This window comes from Novosphingobium sp. Chol11 (assembly GCF_945870625.1).
Taxonomy (GTDB): Bacteria; Pseudomonadota; Alphaproteobacteria; order Sphingomonadales; family Sphingomonadaceae; genus Novosphingobium.
Genome location: NZ_CAMBTS010000009.1, coordinates 41,620 through 55,715, shown reverse-complemented (window position 1 = coordinate 55,715; position 14,096 = coordinate 41,620). Strand labels below are relative to the sequence as shown.

The following is a 14,096-nucleotide window of genomic DNA, read 5'->3' as shown; positions in this document are numbered from 1 at the left end:
GTGAGCAATGAACCGGCGATGAGCCGAGTCATAAATGCGGTAGAGCGCGCGATTACAGGGATTTGCGGGCATGCGGCGTTCTCCCCGCGGCGCGTCTGATCGCTCTTGCCGCCCCCGCCATCGCCCGCTATAGCCCGCGTTCGCTGCTGGTATCCGGAGACGTGGGTGAGTGGCTGAAACCAACGGTTTGCTAAACCGTCGTACTGGTAAATCCGGTACCGAGGGTTCGAATCCCTCCGTCTCCGCCAGATCACGCACTTTTGCGATCTTCCCCGAACCGCCACGAACGACAAGAAGCCAGGATTAGGCTGGCTTTTCTGCGGATTTGTAGTTCACGGCGGTTCGCCGGAAATCGCCTCAAGCCAGCTCTGAAGCTATGGCTAAAACTATGGCTAGCCCAAGCTGACCCAAGCTGCTAATCATCGAAAACCATGCCCTCGCGCGCGCGTAACAAACTTTCGGCTAGGCAAGTGACCACGCTCACGGAGCCCAACGTCTATTCTGACGGCGGCGGTCTCTACCTTCGCGTTCGCGCTTCCGGGCGCTCTTGGTTTTACATCGGCACCCTCGATGGCAAGCGAATCGAACTTGGCCTCGGCTCAGCGCTCGATGTCACGCTGGCCAAGGCACGAGAGCGGGCCGGACAAATCCGCACAATGCTGATCGATGGCGTTGATCCCCGCGCTGAGCGGGCCAAGACCAAGATCAAAACCCAACCCGCCGTCACATTTGGCACCTTCGCCATGGATTTGCTCGATGACATTGAAGGCGGCTTTAAGAACCCAAAGCATCGGCAGCAGTGGCGAAACACGCTGCAGTGCTATGCGAAGCCCCTATTCGATGTGCCGATCAATGAGGTCACGACCGAGCAGATTCTCGCGATCCTGCAGCCCATCTGGCTGAGCAAGGCTGAGACTGCGTCTCGCTTGCGTGGCCGCATTGAGCGGGTTCTTGATGCAGCGAAGGCAAAGGGCCTGCGATCCGGCGAAAACCCGGCGCAAGGCCGCGGTCACCTCGATCTGCTGCTGCCAAAGCGGAGTAAGGCGGCAGTCAAGCATCATCCAGCGCTTCCTTTCACCCAGATTGCCAAGTTCATGGCGAGCTTGAAACAGCGCCCCGCAGTCGCGGCACGGGCGCTCGAGTTTACTATCCTGACGGCAGCGCGCTCCGGCGAAGTGCGGGGCATGACCTGGGCCGAGATCAACCTGGATAAGAAGCTCTGGACCGTACCCGCAGTCCGCATGAAAGCGGAAGCCCAGCACGAGGTTCCCCTCAGCGACGCAGCCATCTTGGTCTTGGTGGCTATGAAGCGAGACGGGCTCAAGCCGACAGACTTTGTGTTTCCCGCACCGCGCGGCGGGTCATTGTCCGACATGGCGCTGTCTCAGCTCCTCAAACGGATGGGCCACGCCGACATCACCGTCCACGGGTTCCGGTCGACCTTCCGGGATTGGGCAGGTGAAACAACCCAGTTTGGTCGCGAAGAAGTTGAAATGGCTCTCGCACACACGGTGGCATCATCGGTGGAGCGAGCCTACCGGCGGGGCCGAGCCTTAGAAAAGCGGCGGGAGTTGATGGCGGCTTGGGCCGCGTTTTGCGGCAGGTGACCTTATAACACTCATCCATCCAGAGGACACATTTCGCGCCATAGCACCCGCTATCTGCTCAACCAATAAATAGACGTTTATCTGAAATTGTATGCAGGCATCAGAAAAAAATTTCATCGAGACCGTTGTCATTGTCCTCCTCGTCATCATCATCGTCGTCATATTGACTGCTGCGCGGTTCAATCGCTCGACCAACTTCAGAATACTCATTTATTTCAAAATTGTCAAATACTGGCGGAAGTCGACTGGTGTCAAAAACTGATATCCCTTGGGCAATCAGTTCGGCAATCAGATCATTGGTCACGTTTACTTCGGCGTGACGCGGCCATCGCCTAACCTTCCATTCAAGCAGTAGAGGCCAAAATGGTCCATTTCCGTTTTCTCCATTTACTAGCGCCCAAGCAGAATCATAGATTTCGGGATCGACTAGTCCAGCCTCAGCGGCAGACAGGACGGCAACTGCTGACAAAGCCCCGCAGTTCAGGATCACGGCTGCGGCCGCGTCCAACGGCAAGTTGATGCCTAGCCGCAGCGCAGCATAGGTCGCCCAGCAGACTTCACTGTCGTTACCCAGCCTTCCATGTCGCGCAATTAACGCCCGAAGTACCGGAGTCCATTGCGCCACGTCCAGGTCACCCCGGGCAAGATGCCGCCACACCAACATGCGGGCGACGTAGTCGACAGTATGGCTGTAGTGTGTGACCGAGCGCATCAGGAAGGGCTCGATCGTTTTCCAATGTTCTGATGGAACCACAGAGCGATCCAAATACCGCAATGTATATTTAAGCACCCCATCGTCCGATGTTGTCGCGATCATGGAGAACACGTGTTCAAGCGCCGAACGTAGCCGTTCGGGCATCCGTCTGGTTGGTGATGCCAGAGCAAACTCGATCTTAGATGCTATGTCGGTCGGCCAGCTGTCGGAAAACTCAAAATCGTCGGAGTGAATGCGGGTCTTTGATTCGTTGATGTCGAGTTCGAACGCCCGGATTGATTCGCGGTACCGCCACAAGGCTGCCTCGACCTCGGCGTGAGTGTTTGCACCGATCCAGACATCATCGACATGCCGGATCACAGTTGTTTCTTCCGCACCTCCGCGAGAGACAAATTCTGCATCAATCGCCGCGCCAATCAATTCGGCGACATAGCGAGACGCATCCGGGCCGACGGGAATACCGATTGTCTGCCCGTCCTGCCCATGACGCAGGATCTGATCGAGCCGATTAGCATAGACGGCACTCGAATTCGCTCTCTGATCCGCCTTGGCTGCGGGCTTGCCGTGAAGGGCCCAGGGTACTGAGTGGGTGTAGATGGAATGGTAAAACCTAGAGATGTCTGTGCGCGCCACGAACCGGTATCTTGCTAGCCGGACCAGACGCTGCTCTTCGAGTTCACTATGCGAGGCGATCTCGATGGCCCTGTCTCCATCGGGATTATGTCGGGGCGCTGACAGGCTAAAAGAGCTTCTCGAGATAAATTGGTTCAGCAGAACCGCACGACTAGAAATGAACTCTGCTAAATCGTGAGCGGTGCCGGGATGCACAAAGGAAAAGACCCGACGGGTCAGCCCGCGCTTCGATGCGTTGTAGGTAGCCGCCCGGGTCGGCTTGCCGCGGCTAAAGAGCTCATTGCGACCGGCGAGATAAGTGCCGAGATCATGCGTTCTGAACGTTGGAGGTAGATTCTCCGGCAGGTAACCCTTGGTCAAAAGGTCGAGCTTCAAAGTCATCCTGCGAAGTTAGCGCGAAGGTCGGATTATCCGAAGCGATTTTCGTATCACTGATTGTACGGAAAAGACCGTTTGATTGGCGACCATGCGCAGTCTGGATAACTGTCGCGAATCACCATGCAAAAGGAGACGAGAAATACGTAAAGTACTGCTTTTCAAACCCTACTACCCCGCCAGCAAAATCGGCGCATTTTGACATTTTTTGCCAGTTCCGATAAACTAGTGGCGCACCAAACGTAGGCGTTGGTGGCAGGGCCAACGGCTCTCGCCGCAGCCAACTCCGGGTTCGGCGCAATCTCGAAATCGAGGTCCATGATGGGGACGGTGAGGGTAATCCTGACCGGGTGATCGTTCGTGCCATCGATCGGGGAAAGTTGAGCCCCGCGATGCTCGCAACCCGCTGCAAGACCGACGCTGTGCCGGAGGAGGTCCCCTTAGCGGGCCTCTCTCTGCACAAGGAGCGCGAAGAATGGATTTTGAAAATCGAGCCAAGGTCGCCCAGCGGTTGGACCCTGAATGGGCTGCACGGGTCATCCGAAACCTGCGTCAAATAGAGCTGGATTGGTATCACGCCTATGACACGCTCAGCACACGGATGATGACCGAGGCCTTCTTGGCGATTGAGAAGGTCGTGAAGGCCCCGTGGCAGATCGTCGAGAACGAGTGGTCCACGCAGGTGGTGTGCCCCGAGTGGAAAATGACGCGCGGTGTCGGCACCGGCGATATGTGGCTGCAAATTTCAGAGATCTCGGCGGACGAAGATGGCTACGAGCACACATGGCTTGCAGCCGTGACCCAGACTGCGCCCTCGATGCTCTGCGTCGAACTGACGTTTCGAAGGGGGCTTCAAGAACACGCCCAGGCAATAATCCGCGACGATAAGGCCGTCACCGCCCTCCGGAAGCTTGGGTTCGCTCGCGACGAAGACCGAAAAGCGTTGTTCATCCCGATCCATATTGAGGCCGAGGCTCTGGCCCAAGCTTTTGAAATGAATGATCTGACACCCACTGTCGCGCCATTTAGCAAGGCCATGGCGCTGGCCCTCGCTGCGAAGGTCGAGCTCGGCAAATTGCTGGAACAAATCAGGGCCGCCACCAAGAGTAAGTAAGAGCGAGGAGCGTCGCGCGGCTGTGTGCAGCCAAGACTCAATCCGGCCGCGCGGCGCTCCACAATCCACAATCACCAAAGCAAGGAATGTTGGCATGACCCGCCACGAAGAGGCCTCGCGCGCCCAGAGGACGCGCAAGATACAAGAACTGAACGACCGGCTCCGCAAGACCGGCCTTGGCGGAAAGTACATGCTGACCCGCGCGGTCGCCATGCTTGACCCCTCAGTCCTTGCCGAACTGCTCCGGCTGGTTCGGGAGTTTGACGATTTCAAGGCAGGCAACGATCCGTGGGGAGAGCACGACTTTGGCGAGGTGGTGCTGAACGGCGAGCGCTTCTTTTGGAAAATCGACGCCTATGACCTGAGCATGGAGTGGGGGTCGCCCGACCCATCGGACGAAGCCGTGACCCGCCGTATTATAACCCTCATGACCGGGATGGATTTGTAACCATCGCCCCGCGCAGGCTATCGCAAAGTGTTTACGATCACTCAATGTGAAGCGAACCCGGCCAAGAGAGACCCAACGCTTATTAAGCCTTGGTTACTCAAGATTCTCTTTTGGGAACGTACCAAGGTTCACGGAAATCTGGGTCATCAGCCTTGCGGCAGACCTCATCGATTGCTCCGCATTGGTACAAGAAACCAATCAAGTATTCCAAAGGAACCTTATGTCTGTTTGCATACTTGAGCTGTTTTGCAAATCTAGTCACGTTGGATTTCGCTATTGAGAAATCGCCCACGTACACGGCGCAAGAAAGACCCGATAAAATCCAATAGTAACTGTTACTCTTAAATTCCTTTTGGGCTGTTCGCAGGAGCCTCTGTTTTTCGAGAGACTTCAGCTTCTCTTGAGCCTCACGAAATTTTTCAATGGCTGTTTCAACATGTATGGATTTAACTTTCCGCTTATGGTCACGAACAAACTCGTAAACCATACGCTTCAACACCGAAGAGGGCTCATCGTATGGTGCCACCTTCTCCGCTGGTGATGGGTTGATGCTGACCTGAATCGCTGCGCGGACCCTATCCACAAACGCTTCCCAATCGTCTCCGAACGGATTGGGTCTTCGGTCAACAATATACCCCGGCGGCTTCTTGGCTGAAATGGGGCGCCTCGGCTTGGTGCGAGGGCGGCGGGCCTTGCGGGTTGTCTGCTGGATCAACTCCATATCACCCCCTTCGATGGTAGGTCTCACCTGTCAGAGAATGCTGCACAACGCGGTGCGCTGACGCAACTTAATTTCTTGAACAATGCATTTGTACCGCTCAGCAGCCGCCAAAATGGACTTTTGGGGGTCATTCCTGAATCCTTAAGTTGCACAGCCATGCAATCTGCAGGTCACCCTTTGGGGCCTAGCTAAGATTGCAGCCATCACGACCAAGCAATCAGGTTTGGATGTGATGGAGTACGTAAAATGCTTACTTTTGAACCTCTTTTCGTGGACACGCACACAGCGTGTCAGATGCTGGGTATAAAGCGGACCCTGCTCTTTCGGTATCTGGGCGAAGGGGCTCTCCGCCGCTGCAAGATCGGCCGCAAGACGGTCGTGCCTATGGCGGATATCAAGAGCTTTGCCGCCGCGAGGATCGCGTGATGTCGGGGCGCGGTATCAGCAAGCTCGGCCTGCCGCCGAGGCAGTATCGGGTCGACATCCATTTTCCCGATTTTGAGACGCTCGAAAGCTGCCACAGGGAGGATCACCTTCGCGCCAAGATGCTCCATAAAATGGCGGAATACTGGCACCGGGTGGCGCCTCAGGGGGGGGCGTTGTCGCAACAACTCCCCAACGATCGAGGTGTCCAAAGGCGGGGCACTGACAATCGAGACATCGAGGAGGTCCGAAAATTGGCTAGCGGTCTGTTGCGCGCCGCATCTGGAGGAGATGTTCCGGAGACGCTTTCGTCCAGCACCTATATGCGTGGTTTACGCATCAATGTCGCAGGTGCGATTTGGGAAATGATCGAAAAATGCGGCGCAGACAACGTGGCTTCTTTTACAATAGTGCCCGCCACGTGGGAAAATGATATTGAGAATTTAAAGTCAATATCTCCAGCGGACATGATAGAGAGATTACGATCAGCACTCTCTACTGCAGGTTCATCTGGAGCAAAGGGCTGGATAATTGGCTTTTTGCATGGAGAATATGAACCTATTCAGGGTGTCTGCAGGCCTCATATTCATGGCTTCGCCTGTGGCGATATGATACGGGTCATTGATCGACTTCGCATGTTTCCGAACTATCATACGTCATTGTGGTTGGATGGCGACACTCTGAATCCGGTATATCGGCGGATCAAGATCACGAGGAAGCCCTTAACCGATCTCCCCCGCGCAGTATCCTACCCGTTGCAGTCTTTTTGGCCACAGAGGGCGCTACTCATCTCGCCAGATGGCAGGCGCATTCGGGCACGCCGCAAAGGCCGGATCGAAGAGCCGTGGCATAGTGACCTCATCCGATGGCTGAATTGGTGGTATCCTGAGGCCCTCGCACTGATGATCGGGTTGAGGGTGACCAAGGACGGTCTGAAGCAGACCAAGCCGGTCAGCTAAACGAACTCATCGATCGAGGGGCTGAAAAGCGGTGTTGTGGGGCCTGTCTATGACCTCACAAGGGCAATCTGAGTGGTTGTAGTGCGTAACACTGCACCACCGCTTTCCCCCTTATTTCCCCGTCCATTCCGGGCCTATCCCCTCGCCATAGGGGCCTGCCGGAAAATTACGTAAATCACGCAAATTCGAGGTGTACCATGTCACGCATCATCAAAATTTCCGAGCCAGAACAGGAACCGCCCACGGTTATTGGCTTCATCGACCCAAAGGGCCACAAATGGGTTCTAACGGAACATAAAGGGGCATCAGCGCTCCTCCCGTATTCGGACTTTGCCATAAACCGGGGGCAAATCTGGGCTGCAATGGCGGACCAGGGACTGATCCTTGTCGCCAAGGCCGCCAAGAACAGCATCATCCAGCAGATAGATGAATTGAATGATTTCGCCGAACGCCTGATCTTTGATCGTCCGGGCTGGTACGCAGGGCAGTTCGTCAACGCTTCCGGCAAAGTCTTTGCTCCACCGAAAGCCCAGAAAGGCCTCGTCGGCTTCAGGCCCAACCCAGCCAAGTGCTCTAAGAAAGGCACGCATTTCCGCTGGCTGCAGCAGGTGGCCAGTCCGCTTGCGGGTCATCCCATCCCCAGCTTTGCCATCATGGCCTGCTTCGCCTCGCCGATGCTGGACTTGATCGGCCGTGCCGACAATTTCGGGTTTGAGCTCTCCGGCGCAGGGGGCAAGGGCAAGAGCACCACACAGCGCTTGATGGCGTCGGTTGTAGGCCCAGCCATGGAAAAGGATCGGGGCTACATCACTTCATTCTATATGACCCCTGCAGCGCTGGAAAAGTCGATGCGCGGGCATTCGGACATGCCTTTCATCATCGACGAGGCCAACCTATTCGGTTCCGGAACGGGCGGCCGCACCGACCAGCGGGCAATGCGCGACTTCAGCTTCCAGATGGGCAGCGGAATGACCAAGGGCCGTTATGATAACCCAAATCAGGAGGGCTATCGGTTCATCTTTGTGACCTCAGCCAACGAGCCTTTCCATGAGTTGCTTGGCCATGCGCATCGTGACACCGCCAACGCCGCATCAGACCGCCTGATGTCTATCACGATCCCCGAAGGAGATGCCGGGGTCTTTGGCGCTCTGCCAAGTGGATATGGGAGCTTCCGCGAGTTTACCTTGGCCCTAGAAACCGGCATGGCCGAGCAATACGGTACCGCAATGCCAAAGTTCCTTCGGGCCCTAGTTCGCGCTCGCCATAGAGGCGAGAGCAAGCTTTTGACTAATATTTGGCGCAAGATCGGCGATTTCAAGCACCATGTGGGCGTCAACGAGAACAATGGTTCGGATGTTCGCGTCGCGGAGGCCTTCGGGCTCGTTTATGCAGCTGGCTTTTATGCGCGACTGAAACGGGTCTTACCCCAAGACTTTGATTGTCTCGGCGCAGCTGTCCACTGCTATAGCAATTACCGCAGCACTGTGCCGGTCCGGCAGTCGTTGCCGGAACGCCTCCGGGCCATCGCCGGGCGCCCCGAGACCATGACCATCGATCGTCAGAGCTTGCCAACCATTAGCGATGAAGAGATGGAACAGGCCGGGGCTTTCATTCGGGCGGTCAAGGGCGAAACCCTACTTCTGATGACTGCGAGCTTCGGAATCCGGATGTTCCCGGACTGGCAAAGCGTGAGCATGACCACCGACTTTCGCAACCTGAACAAGGCCGACAAGAACGGCCGGGGACGCGGATTCCATTGTCGTATTCGGGCAAACTCAAAGGTCGATTGGTTCTATGCCTTCAGGCTAGCCCAAAACGAGGGACAGCCCTGATATCTGAATGCCATTCCATGTGGGTGCACTGCGTATTGCACCCACGTACTGGCCCGATGTCGGACTTTCTGATCGCAGCCGGCTTTCTAGCGGAAGTTTAAGATTAGAGTGACCTAGCTCTTAGCAGCCCCCACGCAACCGCCACAAAGCAAGGTTCTGAAATTTAGGCATATAAGTCTGCGCCAAACATCCTGGCCTGTGCCAAGGTGTCAGTCATTTTGTCGAATTCTTCATCTAAGCCCTCTCGCATACGGTGTGAAAGTCCTGAAGTCGGTTGACAGCCCGCTGTAAGCCGGTCCCTTATTCACGACGCGGCTAGGGGATACCAATGCCAACCTGCTCATGGATTCGAGAAAAAGACAGTGACGCATTTTATGCGGCGCTTGAAAGTGTCCCATCCCCGGGTGGCGAGCGTGCGCCTTCGTGGCAATGTCCGTTTTGCGCCGCCATTTTTCCTAAGGCCGAAAGTTTTCGACTTCATCTGGAAGGGACACATACCGGGCGCCGCCCCTTCGTAACGTTCGGCGGCGCCGAGCCAAAATCGACGGACGTTATCCGCCAGCGTATTGATAGCAAGTCTGTCGCCATTTTCGACACTACCCGTGCGTACCTCAGTCGCGATCATTCAACATTCAGCGAGATTGCCTTATCAAAGGTAGCTGGCGAATTGGCCCGCAACAGCGACGGCCGCCTCTGGATTAGGCTCAAGAATCAGTTCGATGCCAATGCTGACCCGATCCATACTGAATATGACCTCAGTTTTCGCGTCTACGATGATGACGCCAAGCTAAAGCGTGTCGACTTAGCTTTCGTGAAAACGCTTGGCAAAGATGGCGTCACCATGGACGACGTTGATGCCTTCATCCGTCAGACCGAAGATATTGCAGTGCCGGAATATAGTGCGGCCATGGCTGATTATGTCATCGGCGTGCTCGTCAAAGATGGAGATCCCGCCACGGGCATTAGAGCCGCCACGCGTGACTATGGTTCGCGCTACGAGGGGGCACTAACAGTCTTGCGCGAGTTTGCTCGACCTTTGCCTCGCCTTCTCTGCTCCCTTATCAGGTTTTCCCGAAACGACTTCGCACTGGGTCATATGGCCGCGACAGGGTTTGGCCTCCTTGACAGTGCCAATGCCCAACTTTCTCCGCTAGCCCATAAAGGCGGCAGATGGACTGCCACGAAACCTACCCCAGCCAGCGACGAGAAAAAGATGACCGTCTGCCCCGTCGATAATGGAAGCGCAGCCGTGCTCTGGCGAGCTGGGCAGCTTGCCGCAACCGCTCGTTGGAGCCGCGATTTGGAAGCACAATTGCACGCGGAAGCCGACGTACCGAATCTTGATCCCGAGGACCGGCAAAAGTTCTTTGCTCTGTGGGCCGCTACCGCCCACAGATTGGGAAAGAAAGAAAGCGCGATTTATCCCCTTCGCAATCTGGCAGGGAGCTATTGCTTCGGGCAATGGGCTGACATGCTTCTGGAGGAGATCGATCGCTGATGAATGAGCAAGAACAGCAACCAGCCAAGGCTGTCGACTCCAAAGGCAAGGATATGAAGCAGGCCAAAAAGCCGCTGCCCGCCAACCTTGCCAACTTTCTGACGAGCGAATACCCGGCTGGTCCCTATGTTGCCGCGCTAATCGATGACAATACGCGAGCGCTCGACGAGGACGAGCGGACGGATGGGGTAAAGCTGGTCAAAGCCCGACCTGAACTCCTGCCCCGCGTCGTCGAGCTTGCACGGGCGTCGATAAGCAGAACTGTATCCAACCGGGTAAAGTTGGCCATCTCCGACCTGTCCTCCAATGTCATTCGGTCGCAGGATCAAGACCTCGAGAACTGGTCACGACTTGCAGGCAGCACGGGGGAAGCCGAGCTCGGAAAATTGGCTCAACGTCTCCGCAAAGCACGCGAGGCTGGAAACAAGGACCTCTTACAACAAGCCGAGCACCTGCTCCAGCTAGGGTTAGCAGTCGTCATTGGGCGGGCAGATTTCAGTCTCATCGGCTCATTGACCGCAATCTATTCGAATCTTGTTACCTCTCGTGGCATCGGCAAATCGCTGAATGCAGGCGATCTGGCGAAACGTGCCCTGAACCGCGCGTCGATCAAGAATTTGGAAGCCTATAGCGCCATCAATGCTATTGCGTCGGAAACCTTGTCGGTCGTCCAGCGGCAGTTTGCCACTGCGAACGAGCAGCTCATCACCCTGCAAGATCGCGTGCGCGATCAACGCGACCAACTAGAACGGCAGAGTCGCGCAATCGAAGTCCTAAAGGCGGAACAGGACACGTTGGCGGATTCATTGACGGAGGCTCGGGCGCAAATTTCCGGTGTGGCTGGCGGTCGCGATGCCGACTTGAACGCGCTGCGCGCGAGATATCGCAAACTCCTGTCGGGCAATCTCTCGGAGTTTGTTACGCAAGCACATGAAGCACTGACATCGGGGCAGCCCGCACCCGAGATCGCTGAGGTGCTTCTGGACGACGCAAAGAAGGCGATTAGCAAGGAGCTGGAATGGCTGAGACAATTCTTGGTCTAGATTTCGGGACGACCAACAGCTTGGCTGCATATGTCGATGCATTGGGTGACGTCCGAAGTCTGACCAATGTTGAGGACGATCGTCCTCATCCCTCGACCGTCTGGTATCGGGCCGGGGAAGTGATTGTCGGCCGTGAAGCGCGCAATCACCTTGATGTCGAATCTGAGGCCATCACCGGAAGTTTTGTCATTTCTCCCAAGCGGTGGCTGCGCCGGGATTCCCCGATCGACGTCAATGGCTCGTTGCGTGATCCGCGCGACATCGCTGCCGAAGTGCTAAGATTTCTGCGAGAAGACGCGAATAGCCCACAACGTGGCGAGCAGGCACTTGAGCTTTCACGAGCCGTCATGACCATTCCAGTCGATCTCGATGGTGACGGGCGGAGACGGCTGCGGGAAGCCGCGCGCAAGGCTGGAATCAGTGTCGAGCAGTTCGTTCATGAACCCTTGGCTGCTCTGTATGGCTGGCTGCGAGCCCAAGCCGAGTATGCGAAAAAGCTCTCAGAACTCGAAGGGCGGCGTGTCCTTGTTTTCGACTGGGGCGGCGGCACATTAGATTTGACTCTCTGCCTCATTCGAGGTCGGAAGATGATCCAGCTTGCCAATGCAGGCGACAATGATGTCGGCGGCGATTATTTCGACGACATGATCCGCAACCGCGTGCGCGAAATTCATGCAGCCCAGCATGGCATTGAGAACATCACGCAATATGAAACGCCGGAATCTCGGACTCGCCTGTTGGCAAGTTGTGAGCGCGCCAAAATTCGGCTCTCCGAAGAAGATAGCGTTCGCATTGCGATTCCCAACTACTTGAGGCGCGATGAGGGGCGGAATCTCCTCATCACAGTTTCGCGCGATAACATGGAGAATTGGACCCGAGATCTCATAGATCGGGGCTTGTCGCGCATCGACAAGCTCCTAGACGAGCACCATTTGTCCTCTCGTGAAATCGAACTCTGCTTGCCGACGGGGGGCATGGTCAATGTCCCTGCGGTCCGCAATGGCCTTATCCAGCGGTTCGGAGGACGTGTGCCACGCTTAGAGAATGGCGACCGCATCATTGCCGAGGGTGCCGCTTGGGTCGCGCGTGACCGCTTGCGCCTCAGCCTGGCAAAGCCAATTGAGTTACTTCAGCCCGATGGTACATTTCTCGAAATCGTCGCAGAAGACCATGCACTTCCACTTGAAAACCAGGCACTTCCCATTTTGGCGTCGCAATTCTACTGCGTTGACCCGCGCGACGGCGTAGCAAATTTCCAGTTCGTGCGCCCGATGATCGTTGGATATGGCGCTCGATCGGCCCCCCGGGAAACATATACTGTCTTATCATTAAAGGTTGACCCAAACGCTTCACCATTCGTCGAGCGGCTCAAGATTTCCATCAATATCGACCATGATTACATCGTTCATGTGGACGGTCATTCATCGGGACGCAACGATCATGCGAACCGTCAAATCCATAACTTGGAGTTTGCTCTGACCTTGCCGGTGGCCGACCAAGGCGATCCCAAAAAGAAATCCAGATCGCGTAAGAACGGATCAGCCACCGACGCGGAACCAGTCATTCGGCCAAGACGCGCCAGTAGTGGGGTTCAGCTTCGATCCAATGTCGCGCAAACCTCAAGTGAGTGGCGGAGCGTGCCCGGCGATATTATTGAACAGTGGCGGTCTCACTGGTTTGATACGCGGTCTGTTGATTTCACCGAACGGCAAAAAGACGAGCGAGATTACTATAGAATCTGCTCACTTTGCAAAAAAAGTTCTTGTCAAATAAGTCTCAATGGCTGCAGCCAATGCAAAACATTGCCAAAGTTCACGAAAAATAAACAATCACCCGATCCAAGCCCTAAAATAGTCCCGGCAGCCACCAATAATATATCAGAATAAGGGGTCTCATGTTTTTGACATTTATTTCTTCAATGCACTAAAAACGGTCGTTTTCGATACAGCGGAATCTACTGTATCGAAACTTAGCTTGATCTTATTTTCGATACAGCGCACAATTTGGTACACGTTTTCGATACAGGTGCGCCATGTCACGAGTGTTTGCATATTGCCGGGTCAGCACAGCTGACCAAACCTCCGACAACCAAATCCTAGAAATCCAAGCGGCGGGCTTCCAGCTCGAACCACGACGGGTCATTGCCGAGACGGTGTCGGGCTCGACGCCCGCGATGGAGCGGCAAGGGTTCAGCAAGCTGATCGATCGGCTCGACTGGGATGACGTCCTGATCGTTACCAAGCTCGACCGACTTGGACGAAATGCCATGGACGTTCGCGCGACCGTTGAACGGCTCGCCGAGATGAATGTTCGCGTTCATTGCTTGGCGCTAGGCGGAGTGGACCTCACCAGCCCTGCGGGTCGGATGACCATGGCGGTAATTTCAGCCGTGGCCGAGTTCGAAAGGGACCTCCTGGTCGAGCGAACGCAGGCCGGCTTGGTTCGAGCAAAGGCGCAAGGCAAGAAGTTGGGGCGGCCTCCTAGCCTCACCGCGAGCCAACTAGAAACTGTCCGCCTACGGCGTAGTGAGGGTGCGTCAGTTAGAACGCTGGCGCGGGAGTTTGGGGTTAGCGCCTCAGCAATTCAACGTGCTGAGCACGGGACATAAGGCTCTAGCCGCAAACCAGCCAGGACGACATTCCTCGCACTCTAGATCGAGAATGCGCCGGGCTTCACATTTTCATGTTGGCCTTACGCTTTCGATCAACCGTGCTATCCGTTGGTTATG

General features: G+C 55.8%; 12 protein-coding genes and 1 tRNA gene. 11 read left to right on the top strand and 2 right to left on the bottom strand.

Going from position 1 to position 14,096, the window contains the following annotated elements:
- Window positions 1-155 precede the first annotated feature (155 nt).
- Window positions 156-248 (top strand) — tRNA-Ser (locus Q0O40_RS03040).
- A 183-nt stretch (window positions 249-431) separates the two neighbouring features.
- Window positions 432-1,607 carry a site-specific integrase gene (locus tag Q0O40_RS03035; protein WP_295526010.1) on the top strand — a complete coding sequence of 392 codons (1,176 nt, stop codon included), beginning with the start codon at window positions 432-434 and terminating at the stop codon, window positions 1,605-1,607.
- 100 nt (window positions 1,608-1,707) lie between these two features.
- Here the strand turns inward: Q0O40_RS03035 and Q0O40_RS03030 are convergent, their stop codons facing one another.
- Entirely contained in the window at window positions 1,708-3,336 is a 1,629-nt protein-coding gene (locus Q0O40_RS03030) for an RNA-directed DNA polymerase (RefSeq protein WP_295526008.1), read from the bottom strand.
- Window positions 3,337-3,805: 469 nt separating this feature from the next.
- On the opposite strand from Q0O40_RS03030, the gene Q0O40_RS03025 reads away from it, so the two are divergent.
- Together Q0O40_RS03025 and Q0O40_RS03020 are read left to right on the top strand one after the other, a co-directional pair.
- Window positions 3,806-4,444, top strand: a complete 639-nt coding sequence (locus tag Q0O40_RS03025; protein WP_295526005.1) for a hypothetical protein — start codon at window positions 3,806-3,808, stop codon at window positions 4,442-4,444.
- 94 nt (window positions 4,445-4,538) lie between these two features.
- Complete coding sequence (locus Q0O40_RS03020) at window positions 4,539-4,892, top strand: DUF3768 domain-containing protein (protein WP_295526003.1); 354 nt, start codon at window positions 4,539-4,541, stop codon at window positions 4,890-4,892.
- 97 nt (window positions 4,893-4,989) lie between these two features.
- Here Q0O40_RS03020 and Q0O40_RS03015 read toward each other — a convergent pair whose 3' ends face one another.
- Window positions 4,990-5,613, bottom strand: coding sequence for a hypothetical protein (locus tag Q0O40_RS03015; protein ID WP_295526001.1), 624 nt, complete (start codon window positions 5,611-5,613; stop codon window positions 4,990-4,992).
- A 294-nt stretch (window positions 5,614-5,907) separates the two neighbouring features.
- Here Q0O40_RS03015 and Q0O40_RS03010 point away from each other — a divergent pair, with 294 nt between their 5' ends.
- The 7 genes from Q0O40_RS03010 to Q0O40_RS02980 all read left to right on the top strand — a co-directional run bounded on the left by Q0O40_RS03010 (window position 5,908) and on the right by Q0O40_RS02980 (window position 13,976).
- Window positions 5,908-6,039 (top strand): hypothetical protein, encoded by a 132-nt coding sequence (locus Q0O40_RS03010; RefSeq protein ID WP_295525998.1) that lies wholly within the window; start codon window positions 5,908-5,910, stop codon window positions 6,037-6,039.
- The gene (locus Q0O40_RS03005; protein ID WP_295525996.1) at window positions 6,039-6,995 is read left to right on the top strand and encodes a hypothetical protein; all 957 of its coding nucleotides are present in this window, start codon (window positions 6,039-6,041) and stop codon (window positions 6,993-6,995) included. Before Q0O40_RS03010 ends, Q0O40_RS03005 begins: the two co-directional genes overlap by 1 nt.
- 197 nt (window positions 6,996-7,192) lie before the next feature.
- Window positions 7,193-8,827, top strand: a complete 1,635-nt coding sequence (locus Q0O40_RS03000; protein ID WP_295525994.1) for a DUF927 domain-containing protein — start codon at window positions 7,193-7,195, stop codon at window positions 8,825-8,827.
- Between the two features lie 328 nt (window positions 8,828-9,155).
- Complete coding sequence (locus tag Q0O40_RS02995; RefSeq protein WP_295525991.1) at window positions 9,156-10,325, top strand: hypothetical protein; 1,170 nt, start codon at window positions 9,156-9,158, stop codon at window positions 10,323-10,325.
- Window positions 10,325-11,368 carry a hypothetical protein gene (locus Q0O40_RS02990; protein WP_295525989.1) on the top strand — a complete coding sequence of 348 codons (1,044 nt, stop codon included), beginning with the start codon at window positions 10,325-10,327 and terminating at the stop codon, window positions 11,366-11,368. Before Q0O40_RS02995 ends, Q0O40_RS02990 begins: the two co-directional genes overlap by 1 nt.
- The gene (locus Q0O40_RS02985) at window positions 11,344-13,254 is read left to right on the top strand and encodes an Hsp70 family protein (RefSeq protein WP_295525987.1); all 1,911 of its coding nucleotides are present in this window, start codon (window positions 11,344-11,346) and stop codon (window positions 13,252-13,254) included. Before Q0O40_RS02990 ends, Q0O40_RS02985 begins: the two co-directional genes overlap by 25 nt.
- Window positions 13,255-13,400: 146 nt before the next feature.
- Window positions 13,401-13,976 carry a recombinase family protein gene (locus Q0O40_RS02980; protein ID WP_295525986.1) on the top strand — a complete coding sequence of 192 codons (576 nt, stop codon included), beginning with the start codon at window positions 13,401-13,403 and terminating at the stop codon, window positions 13,974-13,976.
- The last annotated feature ends 120 nt before the right edge of the window (window positions 13,977-14,096 follow it).

What these genes read in the sequence shown, in the direction of transcription:
- Q0O40_RS03005 (WP_295525996.1), top strand. Translation starts at nt 6,039, where the DNA reads ATGTCGGGGCGCGGTATCAGCAAGCTCGGCCTGCCGCCGAGGCAGTAT.
- Q0O40_RS03000 (WP_295525994.1), top strand. Translation starts at nt 7,193, where the DNA reads ATGTCACGCATCATCAAAATTTCCGAGCCAGAACAGGAACCGCCCACG.
- Q0O40_RS03030 (WP_295526008.1), bottom strand. Translation starts at nt 3,336, where the DNA reads ATGACTTTGAAGCTCGACCTTTTGACCAAGGGTTACCTGCCGGAGAAT.
- Q0O40_RS02995 (WP_295525991.1), top strand. Translation starts at nt 9,156, where the DNA reads ATGCCAACCTGCTCATGGATTCGAGAAAAAGACAGTGACGCATTTTAT.
- Q0O40_RS03020 (WP_295526003.1), top strand. Translation starts at nt 4,539, where the DNA reads ATGACCCGCCACGAAGAGGCCTCGCGCGCCCAGAGGACGCGCAAGATA.
- Q0O40_RS03010 (WP_295525998.1), top strand. Translation starts at nt 5,908, where the DNA reads ATGCTGGGTATAAAGCGGACCCTGCTCTTTCGGTATCTGGGCGAAGGG.
- Q0O40_RS03025 (WP_295526005.1), top strand. Translation starts at nt 3,806, where the DNA reads ATGGATTTTGAAAATCGAGCCAAGGTCGCCCAGCGGTTGGACCCTGAA.
- Q0O40_RS02985 (WP_295525987.1), top strand. Translation starts at nt 11,344, where the DNA reads ATGGCTGAGACAATTCTTGGTCTAGATTTCGGGACGACCAACAGCTTG.
- Q0O40_RS03015 (WP_295526001.1), bottom strand. Translation starts at nt 5,613, where the DNA reads ATGGAGTTGATCCAGCAGACAACCCGCAAGGCCCGCCGCCCTCGCACC.
- Q0O40_RS02990 (WP_295525989.1), top strand. Translation starts at nt 10,325, where the DNA reads ATGAATGAGCAAGAACAGCAACCAGCCAAGGCTGTCGACTCCAAAGGC.
- Q0O40_RS02980 (WP_295525986.1), top strand. Translation starts at nt 13,401, where the DNA reads ATGTCACGAGTGTTTGCATATTGCCGGGTCAGCACAGCTGACCAAACC.
- Q0O40_RS03035 (WP_295526010.1), top strand. Translation starts at nt 432, where the DNA reads ATGCCCTCGCGCGCGCGTAACAAACTTTCGGCTAGGCAAGTGACCACG.